Consider the following 13,024-nt stretch of genomic DNA (forward strand, 5'->3'; position numbering starts at 1 on the left):
TTCGGCGCCGGTCCGGACACCGCGCCGGGCGACCGCCGCCCGGGCCCGGCGGATGCCTCAAGTGCCGGGCTGCGGAGGCACGGTGACCCGGGCGGTGCGCCGCTCGCCGTCCAGCACCCGCAGGGCCCGCGCCAGGGTGGGGGCGTGCAGTTCGGTCTCGCCCCGTTGGTGCATCAGGGCGAGGGCGTCACGCAGTTCGGCCGCCCGGGCCACCAGTGCCTGCGCGGCCCGCAGCCCGCGGTAGGTGTCGCCGTGGTGGGCCGGATTGATGCGGCCGAGCAGGTCGACCACGTCGAGGTAACGGTCGATCAGCTCGCCCTCGGCGCGGGTCAGCGCGGGCAGCGGCGGGAGTTCGGGAGGGATCACCGGCCGCTCACCTCCCGGCGGGCGGGACGAAGGAGGCCCGGCGGCCGGGGACGATCCGGTCCACCAGGCCGTAGTCCACCGCCTGTCGGGCGTCGAAGACCCGGTCCCGCTCGATGTCGGCGCCGATCTTCTCCCGGCTGTGTCCGGTGGCCCGGGCCGGCATCTCCTCCACGAGACGGCGATTGCGCGTCAGTTCCTCCGCCCGCACCGCCAGATCACTCGCCTGGCCCCGCACCGGCTCGGCGAGCGCGGGCCGGCGGATCACCACCCGCGCGCCCGGCAGTGCGGAGCGCTTGCCCGGAGTCCCGGCGGCCAGCAGCACCGCGGCCGTGGCGGCGGCCTGCCCCAGGCACGTCGTCCGCACGTCGCAGGAGAGGTACCGCATCGTGTCGTAGAGCACCGTCATGGCGCTGAACGAGCCGCCCGGCGAGTTGATGTACAGCGCGATGTCCTGGCCGGGGTCCTTGTGCTCGAGGTACATGAACCGGCTCGTCAGATCGTTCGCCGCGGTGTCGTCGAGGGGCGTGCCGAGGAAGAGGATCCGCTCCTCCAGCAGCTTCGCGTACGGATCCGTCGACCCGGGCCCGGACGAGGTCCGTTCGGTGAACTCGGGCAGGACGTGGCGGGCGGACGGTCGGGTCATGGCATACCCCTCCTCGCGACAGAGCTGTCCCCGGAGCTTCCCCCCGGAGCTGTCTCTGCAAAAAATGTACAGGACGTACATGACGTTATGATGGAGACATGGCCTACGAGATTCCGGTGACGCAAGCCAGGGCTGAGCTCGCCGACCTGATCAACCGGGTGGTGTACGGCGGTGAGCGCGTCGTCGTGACGCGCCACGGCAAGCCCCTCGTCCCCCTCGTCTCCGCCGCCGACCTGGAACGGCTCGACGCGCTCGACCAGCCGGCGGACGACCAGGTGATCAGCGCGGTCTCCACGGTCCGCGAGGTCGCCTCCGCGCCCCGAGAACCCCGGAGGTTCGGCATCGCGGCGGAGCACCGGAGGCCGGACGCGTCGTAGACCCCGCGCCCGGGTAGACCCCCGGGGCCGCGACCAGGAGGGTCACGGCTTGGTTAACGTGTCGGAAACCCGGCCCGATTAGCCTGCCCTCCCACGCCACCAGGGACTTTGCCCCCGTGGCCGCGGCAACCGGGCCCCGCACGGTCCGGAGCGAGGACTGTGAGGTGGTTACGTGCAACTGACGCCGCACGAGCAGGAGAGGCTGCTGATCCACGTGGCGGCCGACGTGGCCGAGAAGCGCCGGGCGCGCGGGCTCAGACTCAACCACCCCGAGGCGGTCGCCCTGATCACCTCGCACATCCTCGAAGGCGCACGCGACGGCCGCACCGTCGCCGAGCTGATGGCCTCCGGGCGCACGCTGCTGACCCGGGACGACGTCATGGACGGCGTGCCGGAGATGATTCACGACGTCCAGGTCGAGGCGACCTTCCCGGACGGCACCAAGCTCGTCACCGTCCACGACCCGATCATCTGAGAGGGGCGTCGATGATCCCCGGAGAGATCCTGTTCGCCGACGGCCCGATCGTCTGCAACGAGGGCCGCGAGGTCACCCGGCTGACCGTCCTCAACGCCGCCGACCGGCCCGTCCAGGTCGGCTCCCACTACCACTTCGCCGAGGCCAACCCCGGCCTGGAGTTCGACCGCGCCGCGGCCCGGGGCAAGCGGCTGAACGTCGCCGCGGGCACCGCCGTGCGCTTCGAGCCCGGCATCCCCGTCGACGTCGAACTCGTCCCGCTCGCCGGCGCCCGCGTCGTGCCGGGGCTGCGCGGGGAGACCGGAGGTGCCCTCGATGCCTGAGATCTCGCGCGCCGCGTACGCAGACCTGTTCGGTCCGACGACCGGCGACCGCGTCCGGCTCGCCGACACCGACCTGCTGATCGAGGTCGAGGAGGACCGCAGCGGCGGCCCCGGTCTCGCCGGCGACGAGGCCGTCTTCGGCGGCGGCAAGGTCATCCGCGAGTCCATGGGCCAGTCGCGTGCCACGCGCGCGGACGGCGCCCCCGACACCGTCATCACGGGCGCCGTCGTCGTCGACCACTGGGGCGTCGTCAAGGCCGACATCGGCATCCGCGACGGCCGTATCACCGGGATCGGCAAGGCGGGCAACCCCGACACCATGGACGGGGTCCACCCGGACCTGGTGATCGGCCCGGAGACCGAGGTCATCGCGGGCAACGGGCGCATCCTGACGGCCGGTGCGATCGACGCGCACGTCCACTTCATCTGCCCGCAGATCGCCGACGAGGCGCTGTCCGCGGGCATCACCACCCTGGTCGGCGGCGGCACCGGACCGGCCGAGGGCTCCAAGGCCACCACCGTCACCCCCGGCCCCTGGCACCTGGCCCGGATGCTGGAGGCGATGGAGGCCCACCCGCTGAACATCGGCTTCCTCGGCAAGGGCAACACCGTCTCCCAGGAGGCCATGCTGTCCCAGATCCGCGGCGGCGCGCTGGGCCTGAAGCTGCACGAGGACTGGGGGTCCACCCCGGCCGTCATCGACGCCTCGCTGACCGTCGCCGACCGGACCGGCATCCAGGTCGCCATCCACACCGACACGCTCAACGAGGCCGGCTTCGTGGGCGACACCCTCGCGGCGATCGCCGGGCGGGGCATCCACGCGTACCACACCGAGGGCGCGGGCGGCGGGCACGCCCCGGACATCATGACCGTCGTCTCCCGGCCGAACGTGCTGCCCAGCTCCACCAACCCGACGCGGCCGTTCACCGTCAACACCGCCGAGGAGCACCTCGACATGCTGATGGTGTGCCACCACCTCAATCCGGCGGTGCCGGAGGACCTGGCCTTCGCCGAGTCCCGGATCCGGCCGTCCACCATCGGCGCGGAGGACGTCCTGCACGACCTCGGCGCCATCTCGATCATCTCCTCCGACTCCCAGGCCATGGGCCGCGTCGGCGAGGTGGTCCTGCGGACCTGGCAGACGGCGCACGTGATGAAGCGGCGCAGGGGCCCGCTGCCCGGTGACGGGCGGGCGGACAACCGGCGGGTGCGCCGGTACGTCGCCAAGTACACGATCAACCCGGCCCTCGCGCAGGGCCTGGCCCGGGAGATCGGGTCCGTGGAGACCGGCAAGCTCGCCGACCTGGTGCTGTGGGAGCCGGCGTTCTTCGGCGTGAAGCCGCACCTCGTCCTCAAGGGCGGCCAGATCGCCTACGCGCAGATGGGCGACGCCAACGCCTCCATCCCGACGCCGCAGCCGGTCCTGCCGCGGCCGATGTACGGGGCGATCGGCCGGGCGCCGGCCGCCAACTCGCTGAACTTCGTCGCCCCGCTCGCGATCGAGGACGGGCTGCCGGAACGGCTCGGGCTCGGCAAGCGGTTCACCGCCATCGACTCCACGCGCGGGGTGACCAAGGCCGACATGCGCGAGAACGACGCGCGGCCCGAGGTGCGGGTCGACCCCGACAGCTTCGCCGTGCACATCGACGGCGAACTCGTCGAAGCCACGCCGGCCGCCGAACTGCCCATGGCCCAGCGTTACTTCCTCTTCTGATGTCCCGGGCGGCACTTCTCGTCCTGGCCGACGGCCGCTTTCCCGCCGGAGGGCACGCACACTCCGGCGGGGCGGAGGCGGCCGTGCAGGCCGGGCGGATCACGTCGGCGGCCGGTCTGGAGGACTTCTGCCGGGGGCGGCTGCACACGTCGGGCCTGGTCGCGGCGGCGACGGCCGCGGCGGCGGTGCTCGGCGTGGACCCGTCGGCGCTGGACGCCGCCGCCGACGCGCGGACGCCCTCGCCGGCGTTGCGGCTGGCCGCGCGCAAGCTGGGGCGGCAGCTGACCCGGGCCGCCCGGGCGACCTGGCCCTCCGGCGAACTGGACGCCCTGGCACGGGAGTTCCCCAAGGGGGCGCACCAGCCCGTGGTGCTCGGGCTCGCGGCACGGGCGGCGGGCCTCTCGCCGCAGGACGCGGCGCACTGCGCGGCGTACGAGAGCGTGAGCGGGCCGGCGAGCGCCACCGTGCGGCTGCTCGCCCTCGACCCCTTCGACGCGACGGCGGTGCTGGCGCGGCTGGCGCCGGAGCTGGACCGCGTCGCGGACCGGGCGGTCGAGGCGGCGCGGCGGGTCGCCCGCGAGGGCGTCGACGCGCTGCCCGCGGCGTCGGCCCCGCTGCTGGAGATCGGCGCGGAGGCACACGCGGCCCGGGGCGTGCGGCTGTTCGCCTCGTGAGTTCCCCGCCCCCTCCGCTCACGCTCACTTCCCTGCCCGACGACGACCCATGGAGCCGTCCGATGCACCTCGACCACTCCCACGACGGCCCCTCCGCCGTCAGCGCCGACGCCCGGCGCCCCGACGGCTCCCCCCGGGCGCTGCGGATCGGTCTGGGCGGGCCCGTCGGCTCGGGGAAGACCGCCACCGTCGCCGCCCTGTGCCGGGCGCTGCGAGACGAGTTCTCCCTCGCCGTCGTCACCAACGACATCTACACGCGCGAGGACGCCGAGTTCCTGCTCCGCGAGGCCGTGCTGCCGCCCGAGCGGATCACCGCCGTGGAGACCGGGGCCTGCCCGCACACCGCGATCCGCGACGACATCTCCGCCAACCTGGAGGCGGTGGAGGACCTGGAGGACGAGGCCGGGCCGCTCGATCTCGTCCTCGTCGAGTCCGGCGGGGACAACCTCACCGCGACCTTCTCCAGGGGGCTGGTGGACGCCCAGATCTTCGTGATCGACGTGGCCGGCGGGGACGACATCCCGCGCAAGGGCGGCCCCGGCGTCACCACCGCCGACCTGCTCGTCGTCAACAAGACCGACCTCGCGCCGTACGTCGGCTCCGACCTCGGGCGGATGGCCGCCGACGCCGCGGAGCAGCGCGGCGAACTGCCCGTCGTGCTGCAGTCGCTCAGGAGCGAGACAGGCGTGCGCGACGTCGCGGACTGGGTGCGGGCGCGGCTGACGGCGTGGACCGCATGACCGCGACCGGCGTCGCGGGAACCGGGGTGCGCGCCACCGCGCGGCTGCTCGCGCGGGCCGACGGACGCGGCGGCACCGCGCTGCCCGTGCTGGAGAGCGAGGGACCGCTCGCGCTGCGGCGCACCCGGGGGAGCGGCGCCGAGGCGCGGGTGATGCTGGTCGGCGCGATGAGCGGCCCGCTCGGCGGAGACCGCTTCACCGTGCGGGCCGGCGTGCGGGAAGGGGCCCGGCTGCGGGTCGGGTCGGCCGCCGCGACCATCGCGCTGCCCGGACAGTCGGGCGGCGAGGCCCGCTACGACGTCCGGCTCACCGTCGCCGACGGCGGCGAACTGCACTGGCTGCCCAAGCAGTTGATCTCCGCGCGGGGCAGCGATCTGCGCGTCACCACGCGGGCCGAACTGGGTGCGGCGGCGCGGCTCGTGCTGCGCGAGGAACAGGTGCTCGGCCGGGTGGGGGAGGAACCGGGGCGGCTGACCAGCCGTCTCACCGTACGGATCGGACAGCGGACGGTTCTCGACCAGGAACTCGGCTGCGGACCCGGAGCGCCGGCCGGATGGGACGGGCCGGCCGTGCTCGGCGGTCACCGGGCCGTCGGCCAACTGCTGCTCGTACGGCCCGAGTTCGCGACCCGACCGGTGCGCGCCCGGATGCTCGGCGACGGCGCCGCGCTGATGCCGCTGGCCGGCCCCGCCGCGCTGGTGACCGCGGTGGCCGCGGACGCCCTGCGCCTGCGGCGCGTCCTGGACGAGGCGTTGGCCGCTCTCGCCTGAGCCGCGGTCGGGCAGCGCCTGAAGGGGCGCGGGGGACTGTGCGTTCGGGCGCGACGGGGCCGTGGCCGTTTCGCGGCGTCGCGTGGGGCATCCGGCGGTGCGCCGGCGCGGGCCGGGTGAAGGCAGCCTGCGGTCGGGCAGCGCCCTGAAGGGGCGCGGGGAACTGCGCGACCAGCCACGACGGGGCCGTGGCCGTTTCGCGGCGTCGCGTGGGGCATCCGGCGGTGCGCCGGCGCCGGCCGGGGAAGGCAGCCTGCGGTCGGGCAGCGTCCTGAAGGGGCGCGGGGAACTGCGCGACCAGCCACGACGGCGCCGCAGCCGACTCACGGCACGACGCCGCCCACCCAGCGGAGCGCCCCGTCTCCGCTCAGCGGGATTCGTTTACCCGTTTATCGGATTGGCAAAGAAGGTCAACAAACTCTGTTCTCAGCCGGTTCGCAGCCGGAAGGATCCCCCTGTCAACCGCAACCACGCAGGGGGAGGCCCCACTTGAGGGACATCAGACCGAAGAGGCGTGTGGCGGCGCTCGGCTCGGCCGGAGTGCTGGTCACGGCGACGCTGATCGCCGGCGCCGTCGCCGCGCCCTCGGCGAGCGCGAGCGCGAGCGCGGGCGCCCGGCACGGCCAGGACCGCGAGGCGCGCGGAGCCGCGATCGCGGCGGAGCGGGCCGCGAAGGCCGGGATCGACTGGCAGGACTGCCCCGGGGACTGGGGGCTGGAGAAGCCGATCCAGTGCGGCTGGGTCACCGTGCCGCTCGACTACGCCAAGCCGTACGGCAAGCAGATCAAGCTCGCCGTCGACCGCATCGGCAACACCGGGACCGCGCAGGAGCGCCAGGGCGCGCTCGTCTACAACCCTGGTGGTCCCGGCGGCTCGGGTCTGCGCTTCCCGCGCCGGGTCGTCACCAAGAGCGCCGTGTGGGCCAACGCGGCCAAGGCGTACGACTTCGTGGGCTTCGACCCGCGCGGCGTCGGCCACTCCGCGCCCATCTCCTGCATGGATCCGCAGGAGTTCGTGAAGGCGCCCAAGGCGGACCCGGTGCCCGACACCGAGGCCGACAAGCTGGCCCAGCGCAAGCTGGCCCGCGAGTACGCCGAGGGCTGCTACGAGCGCAGCGGCGAGATGCTGCCGCACATGACCACGCCGAACACGGTGCGCGACCTGGACGTCATCCGCGCCGCCCTCGGTGAGAAGAAGCTCAACTACCTCGGCGTCTCCTACGGCACGTACATCGGCGCCGTCTACGGCACGATGTTCCCCGGCCACCTGCGCCGCATGATCGTGGACAGCGTGGTCAACCCCTCGCGGGACAAGATCTGGTACCAGGCCAACCTGGACCAGGACGTCGCCTTCGAGGGCCGCTGGAAGGACTGGGAGGACTGGGTCGCCGCCAACGACGCCACCTTCCACCTCGGCACCACCCGCGACGCCGTGCAGGACAAGTGGCTCCAGCTGCGCGCCACCGCCAAGAAGAACCCCATCGGCGGGGTCGTCGGCCCGGCCGAGCTGATCTCCTTCTTCCAGAGCGCGCCGTACTACGACTCGACCTGGATACCCATCGCGACGGTGTTCAGCAAGTACGTCGCCGGCGACACCCAGGCGCTCGTCGACGCGGCCGCACCCGACCTCACGGACACCGCGGGCAACATCTCCTCGGAGAACGGCAACGCCGTCTACACGGCCGTGGAGTGCACCGACGCCAAGTGGCCCACCAGCTGGAAGAAGTGGGACCGGGACAACACCGAGCTCAACAAGAACTACCCGTTCATGACCTGGGCCAACGCCTGGATGAACCTGCCGTGCGCCACCTGGCCGGTCAAGCAGCAGACGCCGGTCGAGGTCAAGACGCACAAGGGCCTGCCGCAGGTGCTGATCGTGCAGTCCACGCGTGACGCCGCCACCCCGTACGAGGGCGCCGTCGAACTGCACAACCGCTTCAAGGGCTCCCGCCTGATCACCGAGAAGGACGCGGGCTCCCACGGCGTCACCGGTCTGGTCAACCCCTGCATCAACCAGCGGGTGGACGACTACCTCCTGAACGGCAAGCTGGACGCGGCGGACGTGACGTGCACCCCGCACGCCACGCCCAAGCCGTGACCGGCGGCCGTACGGCATGAAGGGGCGGCCGGTGTCCGGCCGCCCCTTTCCCCGTTCTTCAGCCGAGCGGCATCCGGGGGAACCTGCGTTCCTTCTCGCCGTTCGGGGCGGCCTGCTGGGCCTTGGCGACGGCCGCGTACTCGTCGACGTACTCCTGCTCGGACAGCGACAGGATCGCGTACATGATCTCGTCGGTGACGGCCCGCAGGATCGCCTTCTCCTTCTCCATGCCGGCGTAGCGCGAGAAGTCGAGGGGCTTGCCGAAGCGGATCGTGACGGACCGGAAGTCGGGCACGACCTGTCCCGGCGGCTGTGCCTCGAAGGTGCCGATCATCGCGCACGGGATCACCGGGACCTGGGCCTTCAGAGCCATCACGGCGACACCGACCTTGCCCTTGTACAGGCGTCCGTCGTGCGAGCGGGTGCCCTCCGGGTAGATGCCGAGCAGTTCGCCCCTGCGCAGCACCCCAAGTCCCTCGCGGATCGCGGCCTGGCCGGCGTCCTTGCCCGTGCGGTCGACCGGGATCTGCCCGGCGCTGCGGAAGAAGGCGGCGGTGAGGCGTCCCTTGACGCCGGAACCCGTGAAGTACTCCTTCTTCGCGAGGAAGGTGATGCGGCGCTTGATGATCGCGGGCATCAGGAAGTGGTCCGAGAAGGACAGATGATTGCCCGCGATGATCGCCGGGCCCGAGTCCGGGACGTTTTCGAGGCCTTCGATCCGGGGCCGGAAGAGCAGTCTCAGCAGCGGTCCCAGCAACACGTACTTGAGCAGGTAGTAGAACAAGAGGTCACTCCTCACTCCGGCGGATCGGTGGACTGCCGCGTTTCAGCAGGTCAACCGGCGTGTCGTGGGGTTGCCAGTCTAAGCGCGGGCACAACCTGCCGGAATTGGGCCGTTCGGTCCCCACCCGGGTTCCCCGACGGCCCGTCAGTTCAGCACGGCCCGTCAGGTCGGCACGGCCCGTCAGGTCGGCACGGCCGGTCAGGTCGGCGCGGCCGGTCAGGCCGGCACGGGCCGTCACAGGCGCACGATGACGAGCGCGGTGTCGTCGGTCGCGCCCCCTGGCGGCAGCAGTTCCAGCAGCACGGCGTCGGCGAGGGTCTCGGGGTCGTCCGTGCGGTGGCTGCCCAGGGAGTCGGCGAGCCGCGCCAGACCGATGTCGATGTCCTCGCCCCGGCGTTCGATCAGGCCGTCGGTGTACAGCACGAGCGTGGCGCCCGAGGCATAGCCGGTGGCGGCCTGCGGTCTGGGGAGCGGGACGGGGCACGCGTCCAGCGGCGGGTCGGTGGCCCGGTCGAGGAACTCCACGCGTCCGTCGGCGTGCAGCAGCACGGGCGGCGGGTGACCGGCGCTGCTGTAGGTGATGGTGCGCGCGTCCAGGTCGATGAACGTCGTGACGACGGTGGCCGATTCGGCGCCGTCCACCACGTGCGCGTACCGCCCGAGCACGTTCAGGGCCTGCGCCGGTCCGTCCGCGACGCGGGAGGCGGCGCTGAGCGCGCTGCGCAGCTGGCCCATGACACCCGCGGCCGACAGACCGTGCCCGACCACGTCGCCCACGGAGACGCCGATGCGGTTGCCGCCGACCAGGTCCACGAGGTCGTACCAGTCCCCGCACACGTGGAGCGCGCCGATCGCGGGCCGGTAGCGCACCGCCGCCGGGAGGTGACGCACCTGGCGGCACGCGGGCAGCATCGCCTCCTGCAGCGCCAGCGCCACCTCGCGTTCGTGTTCGTGGGCCTGGCGGAGGCGTTCGTTGACCGCCTGCAGTTCGCGGGCGCGCGAATACAGCTCGGCCTCGAGGACGCGGGCGCGGCTGCCGCTGGGGCCGCCGCGGGCCCTGATCAGCTCGGTGACCTCCTCGACGCGGTGCACCAGCAGCACCACCTTGCCGTCCGCGTCGAGCACCGGCGCGTTGACCGTGCTCCAGTACCGCTCCTGCCACTCCCCGGGCCGCTCCGGGTTCTCCACGTCGTAGCGCTGCAGGGCCATGGCGTCGCGTTCGCCGGTGGCCACCACCCGCCGCAGCGAGGCCGCCAGGTTGCGCGTGCCGGAGGCCGAGGAGTCGTTGGGGTTGTCGGGGAAGACGTCGAAGAGGTAGCAGCCCACCAGGTCCTCGCGCCTGCGACCGGACAGGGTCACGTACTCGTCGTTGACGTCCGCGTAGACGAGGTCCGGGGTGAGCAGGGCCACCATGCCGGGCAGCGTCTGGAACACCGCCGCGTAGTCGATCGCCTCGCTCATGGCTCCCGCCTCACCACCGGGATCATCATGTTGTCACATGGTATGTCGGTCATGTGTCACTCCGGTGGCTCTGCCAGGGACTGCTCGGCCCAGATGACCTTGCCGTCCGCGAAGAAGCGGGTCCCCCACCGCTGCGAGAACTGGGAGACCAGCAGCAGACCGCGCCCGCCCTCGTCCGTGGTGCGCGGATGGCGCAGATGCGGAGCGGTGGCGCCGCCGTCGGACACCTCGCAGATCAGGGCGCTGTCACGGATCAGACGCAGGCGGATGGGTCCGGAGGCGTGCCGGAGGGCGTTGGTGACCAGCTCGCTGACCACGAGTTCGGTGGTGAGGACCAGCTCTTCCAGGCCCCAGTCGGTCAGCTGCCGGGTGGCCTCCCTGCGGGCCTGGGAGACCACGGCCGGGTCGGGGGGCAGGTCCCAGTCCGCGACCTGGTCGGCGCCCAGCAGCCTGGTGCGGGCCATCAGCAGGGCTACGTCGTCGTGCGGGCGGGCCGGAACGAGCGCGTCGACCACCGCGCAGCAGCGCAGTTCGAGCGAGGGCGCGTCCCTCTCCAGGGCCCGGCGCAGCCGGCCGCGGTCGGCGTCGACGGCCCAGTCCTCCCCGTGGGCCAGGAGTCCGTCGGTGTGCAGCGCGATGGTGCTGCCCTCCGCGAGAGCCAGCTCGACCGCCTCGAAGGGCGGTCCGCCGGTGCCGAGCGGCGGACCCACCGGCAGGTCGACGAAGCTGACCGTGCCGTCGGGCAGGATCACGGCGGGCGCCGGGTGGCCCGCGGCGGCCATCGAGCACTGTCCGTCGACGGGGTCGTAGACCACGTACACGCAGCCGCTGCCCACGGAGCGGAACCTCTCGACACCCGGCACGTCCGGTTCCAGGCCCTCCTCGTGGGCCGCGCGGGCGACCAGGTCGTCGAGGTGCCCGAGCACTTCCTCCGGCGGCAGGTCCAGTGCCGCGAGCGTGCGGACGGCGGTGCGGAGCCGGCCCATGGCCGCCGCCGCGTCGATGCCGTGACCGGGCACCTCGCCGACGACGAGGGCGACCCGCGCGCCGGACAGCGGGACGAGGTCGTACCAGTCGCCGCCGAGCCCGGTCAGCTCGTCGGCCGGCCGGTAGCAGGCGGCAGCCTCCACCGCACCCTGCTCGGGCAGCCGGCGCGGCAGCAGGCTGCGCTGCAGCACCAGCGCGGCGTCGCGCTCACGGGTGTAGCGGCGGGCGTTGTCCACGCAGACGGCCGCCCGCGACACCAGGTCCTCGGCGAGGCTCAGGTCGTCCTCGTCGAACGGCTCCTGGCGGCCGCGCCGGAAGAAGGCGGTGACGCCGAGGGTGACGCCCCGCGCGCGCAGCGGCACGATCACCACGCTGTGCAGTCCGGAGTCCAGGAAGGTCGTCTCCCCCCGGCCCGGCACGTCCGCCACCCACTCCCTGGCCAGCGGGTCGAGCCGCTCCTCGCGATAGGACTTGCCCGTGACCAGACAGCGGATCGGGGGCGAACCCGGCAGGTAGGCCGCCATCCCGCCGATCTCCACGACGGCCGCCGCGGAGCCGCCGTCCACCGACCGTTGGCCGGCCCGGCGCAGCGCCACCGGCTCGGTGTCGTCCAGCGGCCCGGACGCCGGCTCCGCACCCCGCAGCACCGACTCCAGCAGGTCCACGCAGACGAGGTCGGCGAAGGCCGGCACGGCCACGTCGGCCAGTTCCTGCGCGGTCCGCACGACGTCCAGCGTCCGGCCGATCTGCTCGCCGGCCCGGTCGAGCAGGGCCACCCGCTGCCGCGCGCGGTACCGGTCGGTGATGTCGATGACCGTGTAGTAGACGCCCATCGGGTGGCCGTGGTCGTCCTCGAGCCTGCTGAACGACATCATGTGCGCGGTCTCGCGGTGCGGTGCGGAGCGGATCCTGCCCACGTGCTCGTAGCCGATCACCGGCTCGCCGGTCCTGAGGACGTGCAGCATCTGCGCCTCGATACCCGTGAAGTCCAGACCGGGCTGGATCTCCGCGAGCCGCTGCCCCAGTCGGCCCTCGGCCGGGCCGCCGCCGAACTGCCTCAGGGCGGCGTTCGACCACACGCAGCGCAGATCGCCGTCCACGATCGCCATGCCGACCGGCGAGCTGGTGACCACCTGCTCCAGGACCGTGCGGCTCATGTCCCAGCCGGGCGCCCCGGCCATGTCGGACAGCAGGACCAGCCAGCGCGCGAAACCGCCCGACTCGACGGCCGGGGTGATGCGGACCATGACCTTCACCGGCTGCCCGTCCCCGCGCCGGGCGGTCAGCAGGCCCATCCAGCCGCCGTCCTCGCGGCAGCGCTCGATCAGTTCCGGCACCCTGGCGGCGTCCCGGGGGGCCAGCAGTCCCCTGACGTCTCTGCCGACCACCTCGGAGGCGTGGTACCCCAGCAGCTGCTGGGCCCCCCTGGTCCAGCTCGTCACCACGCCCTGAGCGTCCAACAGGAAGGGCACGGCATCAGCCACGTCGAACCGCTGCCGAGCGACGCTCCGCTCCTCGTGAGTGCCCACGGCCGACCTCTCCGTCGTCGTGAGTGGTCTACCACCACCTGTCTCAATCTTCGCCCTTCCGGCTCACAGGAGCCCTCCCGACAG

General features: G+C 73.0%; 13 protein-coding genes. 8 read left to right on the forward strand and 5 right to left on the reverse strand.

The genetic code is table 11. The annotated features are described in order from the left end of the window. Positions 1-57: 57 nt before the first annotated feature. Both VKA29_RS09780 and VKA29_RS09785 read right to left on the reverse strand, forming a co-directional pair. On the reverse strand, positions 58-366 hold the full coding sequence (locus tag VKA29_RS09780) for a hypothetical protein (protein ID WP_324784912.1): 309 nt from the start codon (positions 364-366) through the stop codon (positions 58-60). Between the two features lie 7 nt (positions 367-373). Beyond that, positions 374-1,009 carry an ATP-dependent Clp protease proteolytic subunit gene (locus VKA29_RS09785; RefSeq protein ID WP_324784914.1) on the reverse strand — a complete coding sequence of 212 codons (636 nt, stop codon included), beginning with the start codon at positions 1,007-1,009 and terminating at the stop codon, positions 374-376. Positions 1,010-1,107: 98 nt separating this feature from the next. Here VKA29_RS09785 and VKA29_RS09790 point away from each other — a divergent pair, with 98 nt between their 5' ends. The 8 genes from VKA29_RS09790 to VKA29_RS09825 all read left to right on the forward strand — a co-directional run bounded on the left by VKA29_RS09790 (position 1,108) and on the right by VKA29_RS09825 (position 8,179). After that, on the forward strand, positions 1,108-1,386 hold the full coding sequence (locus tag VKA29_RS09790; RefSeq protein WP_324784915.1) for a type II toxin-antitoxin system Phd/YefM family antitoxin: 279 nt from the start codon (positions 1,108-1,110) through the stop codon (positions 1,384-1,386). Between the two features lie 172 nt (positions 1,387-1,558). Continuing rightward, positions 1,559-1,861, forward strand: coding sequence for an urease subunit gamma (locus VKA29_RS09795; protein ID WP_324784916.1), 303 nt, complete (start codon positions 1,559-1,561; stop codon positions 1,859-1,861). An 11-nt stretch (positions 1,862-1,872) separates the two neighbouring features. Next, the gene (locus tag VKA29_RS09800; RefSeq protein ID WP_324784917.1) at positions 1,873-2,184 is read left to right on the forward strand and encodes an urease subunit beta; all 312 of its coding nucleotides are present in this window, start codon (positions 1,873-1,875) and stop codon (positions 2,182-2,184) included. Continuing rightward, a complete protein-coding gene (locus VKA29_RS09805; protein WP_324784918.1) occupies positions 2,177-3,898 on the forward strand; it encodes an urease subunit alpha in 1,722 nt (573 codons plus the stop codon). The genes VKA29_RS09800 and VKA29_RS09805 overlap by 8 nt, the downstream gene beginning before the upstream one ends. After that, the gene (locus VKA29_RS09810; protein WP_324784919.1) at positions 3,898-4,572 is read left to right on the forward strand and encodes an urease accessory protein UreF; all 675 of its coding nucleotides are present in this window, start codon (positions 3,898-3,900) and stop codon (positions 4,570-4,572) included. Before VKA29_RS09805 ends, VKA29_RS09810 begins: the two co-directional genes overlap by 1 nt. A 62-nt stretch (positions 4,573-4,634) precedes the next feature. After that, the gene (gene ureG, locus VKA29_RS09815; protein ID WP_324784920.1) at positions 4,635-5,312 is read left to right on the forward strand and encodes an urease accessory protein UreG; all 678 of its coding nucleotides are present in this window, start codon (positions 4,635-4,637) and stop codon (positions 5,310-5,312) included. Next, positions 5,309-6,082, forward strand: coding sequence for an urease accessory protein UreD (locus VKA29_RS09820; protein ID WP_324784921.1), 774 nt, complete (start codon positions 5,309-5,311; stop codon positions 6,080-6,082). Before ureG ends, VKA29_RS09820 begins: the two co-directional genes overlap by 4 nt. A gap of 489 nt (positions 6,083-6,571) precedes the next feature. Next, positions 6,572-8,179 (forward strand): alpha/beta hydrolase, encoded by a 1,608-nt coding sequence (locus tag VKA29_RS09825; RefSeq protein WP_324784922.1) that lies wholly within the window; start codon positions 6,572-6,574, stop codon positions 8,177-8,179. Between the two features lie 58 nt (positions 8,180-8,237). Here VKA29_RS09825 and VKA29_RS09830 read toward each other — a convergent pair whose 3' ends face one another. From VKA29_RS09830 to VKA29_RS09840, 3 genes are all read right to left on the reverse strand, one after another. Beyond that, on the reverse strand, positions 8,238-8,963 hold the full coding sequence (locus tag VKA29_RS09830; RefSeq protein ID WP_324784923.1) for a lysophospholipid acyltransferase family protein: 726 nt from the start codon (positions 8,961-8,963) through the stop codon (positions 8,238-8,240). Positions 8,964-9,197: 234 nt separating this feature from the next. Continuing rightward, positions 9,198-10,424 carry a SpoIIE family protein phosphatase gene (locus VKA29_RS09835; RefSeq protein ID WP_324784924.1) on the reverse strand — a complete coding sequence of 409 codons (1,227 nt, stop codon included), beginning with the start codon at positions 10,422-10,424 and terminating at the stop codon, positions 9,198-9,200. Positions 10,425-10,480: 56 nt separating this feature from the next. Next, positions 10,481-12,940, reverse strand: coding sequence for a SpoIIE family protein phosphatase (locus VKA29_RS09840; protein WP_324784925.1), 2,460 nt, complete (start codon positions 12,938-12,940; stop codon positions 10,481-10,483). Positions 12,941-13,024 lie beyond the last annotated feature (84 nt).

The sequence above is a fragment of the Streptomyces sp. H51 genome (assembly GCF_035656535.1).
Taxonomy (GTDB): domain Bacteria; phylum Actinomycetota; class Actinomycetes; order Streptomycetales; family Streptomycetaceae; genus Streptomyces.

What these genes read in the sequence shown, in the direction of transcription:
- VKA29_RS09785 (WP_324784914.1), bottom strand. Translation starts at nt 1,009, where the DNA reads ATGACCCGACCGTCCGCCCGCCACGTCCTGCCCGAGTTCACCGAACGG.
- VKA29_RS09790 (WP_324784915.1), top strand. Translation starts at nt 1,108, where the DNA reads ATGGCCTACGAGATTCCGGTGACGCAAGCCAGGGCTGAGCTCGCCGAC.
- VKA29_RS09800 (WP_324784917.1), top strand. Translation starts at nt 1,873, where the DNA reads ATGATCCCCGGAGAGATCCTGTTCGCCGACGGCCCGATCGTCTGCAAC.
- VKA29_RS09805 (WP_324784918.1), top strand. Translation starts at nt 2,177, where the DNA reads ATGCCTGAGATCTCGCGCGCCGCGTACGCAGACCTGTTCGGTCCGACG.
- VKA29_RS09810 (WP_324784919.1), top strand. Translation starts at nt 3,898, where the DNA reads ATGTCCCGGGCGGCACTTCTCGTCCTGGCCGACGGCCGCTTTCCCGCC.
- ureG (WP_324784920.1), top strand. Translation starts at nt 4,635, where the DNA reads ATGCACCTCGACCACTCCCACGACGGCCCCTCCGCCGTCAGCGCCGAC.
- VKA29_RS09820 (WP_324784921.1), top strand. Translation starts at nt 5,309, where the DNA reads ATGACCGCGACCGGCGTCGCGGGAACCGGGGTGCGCGCCACCGCGCGG.
- VKA29_RS09835 (WP_324784924.1), bottom strand. Translation starts at nt 10,424, where the DNA reads ATGAGCGAGGCGATCGACTACGCGGCGGTGTTCCAGACGCTGCCCGGC.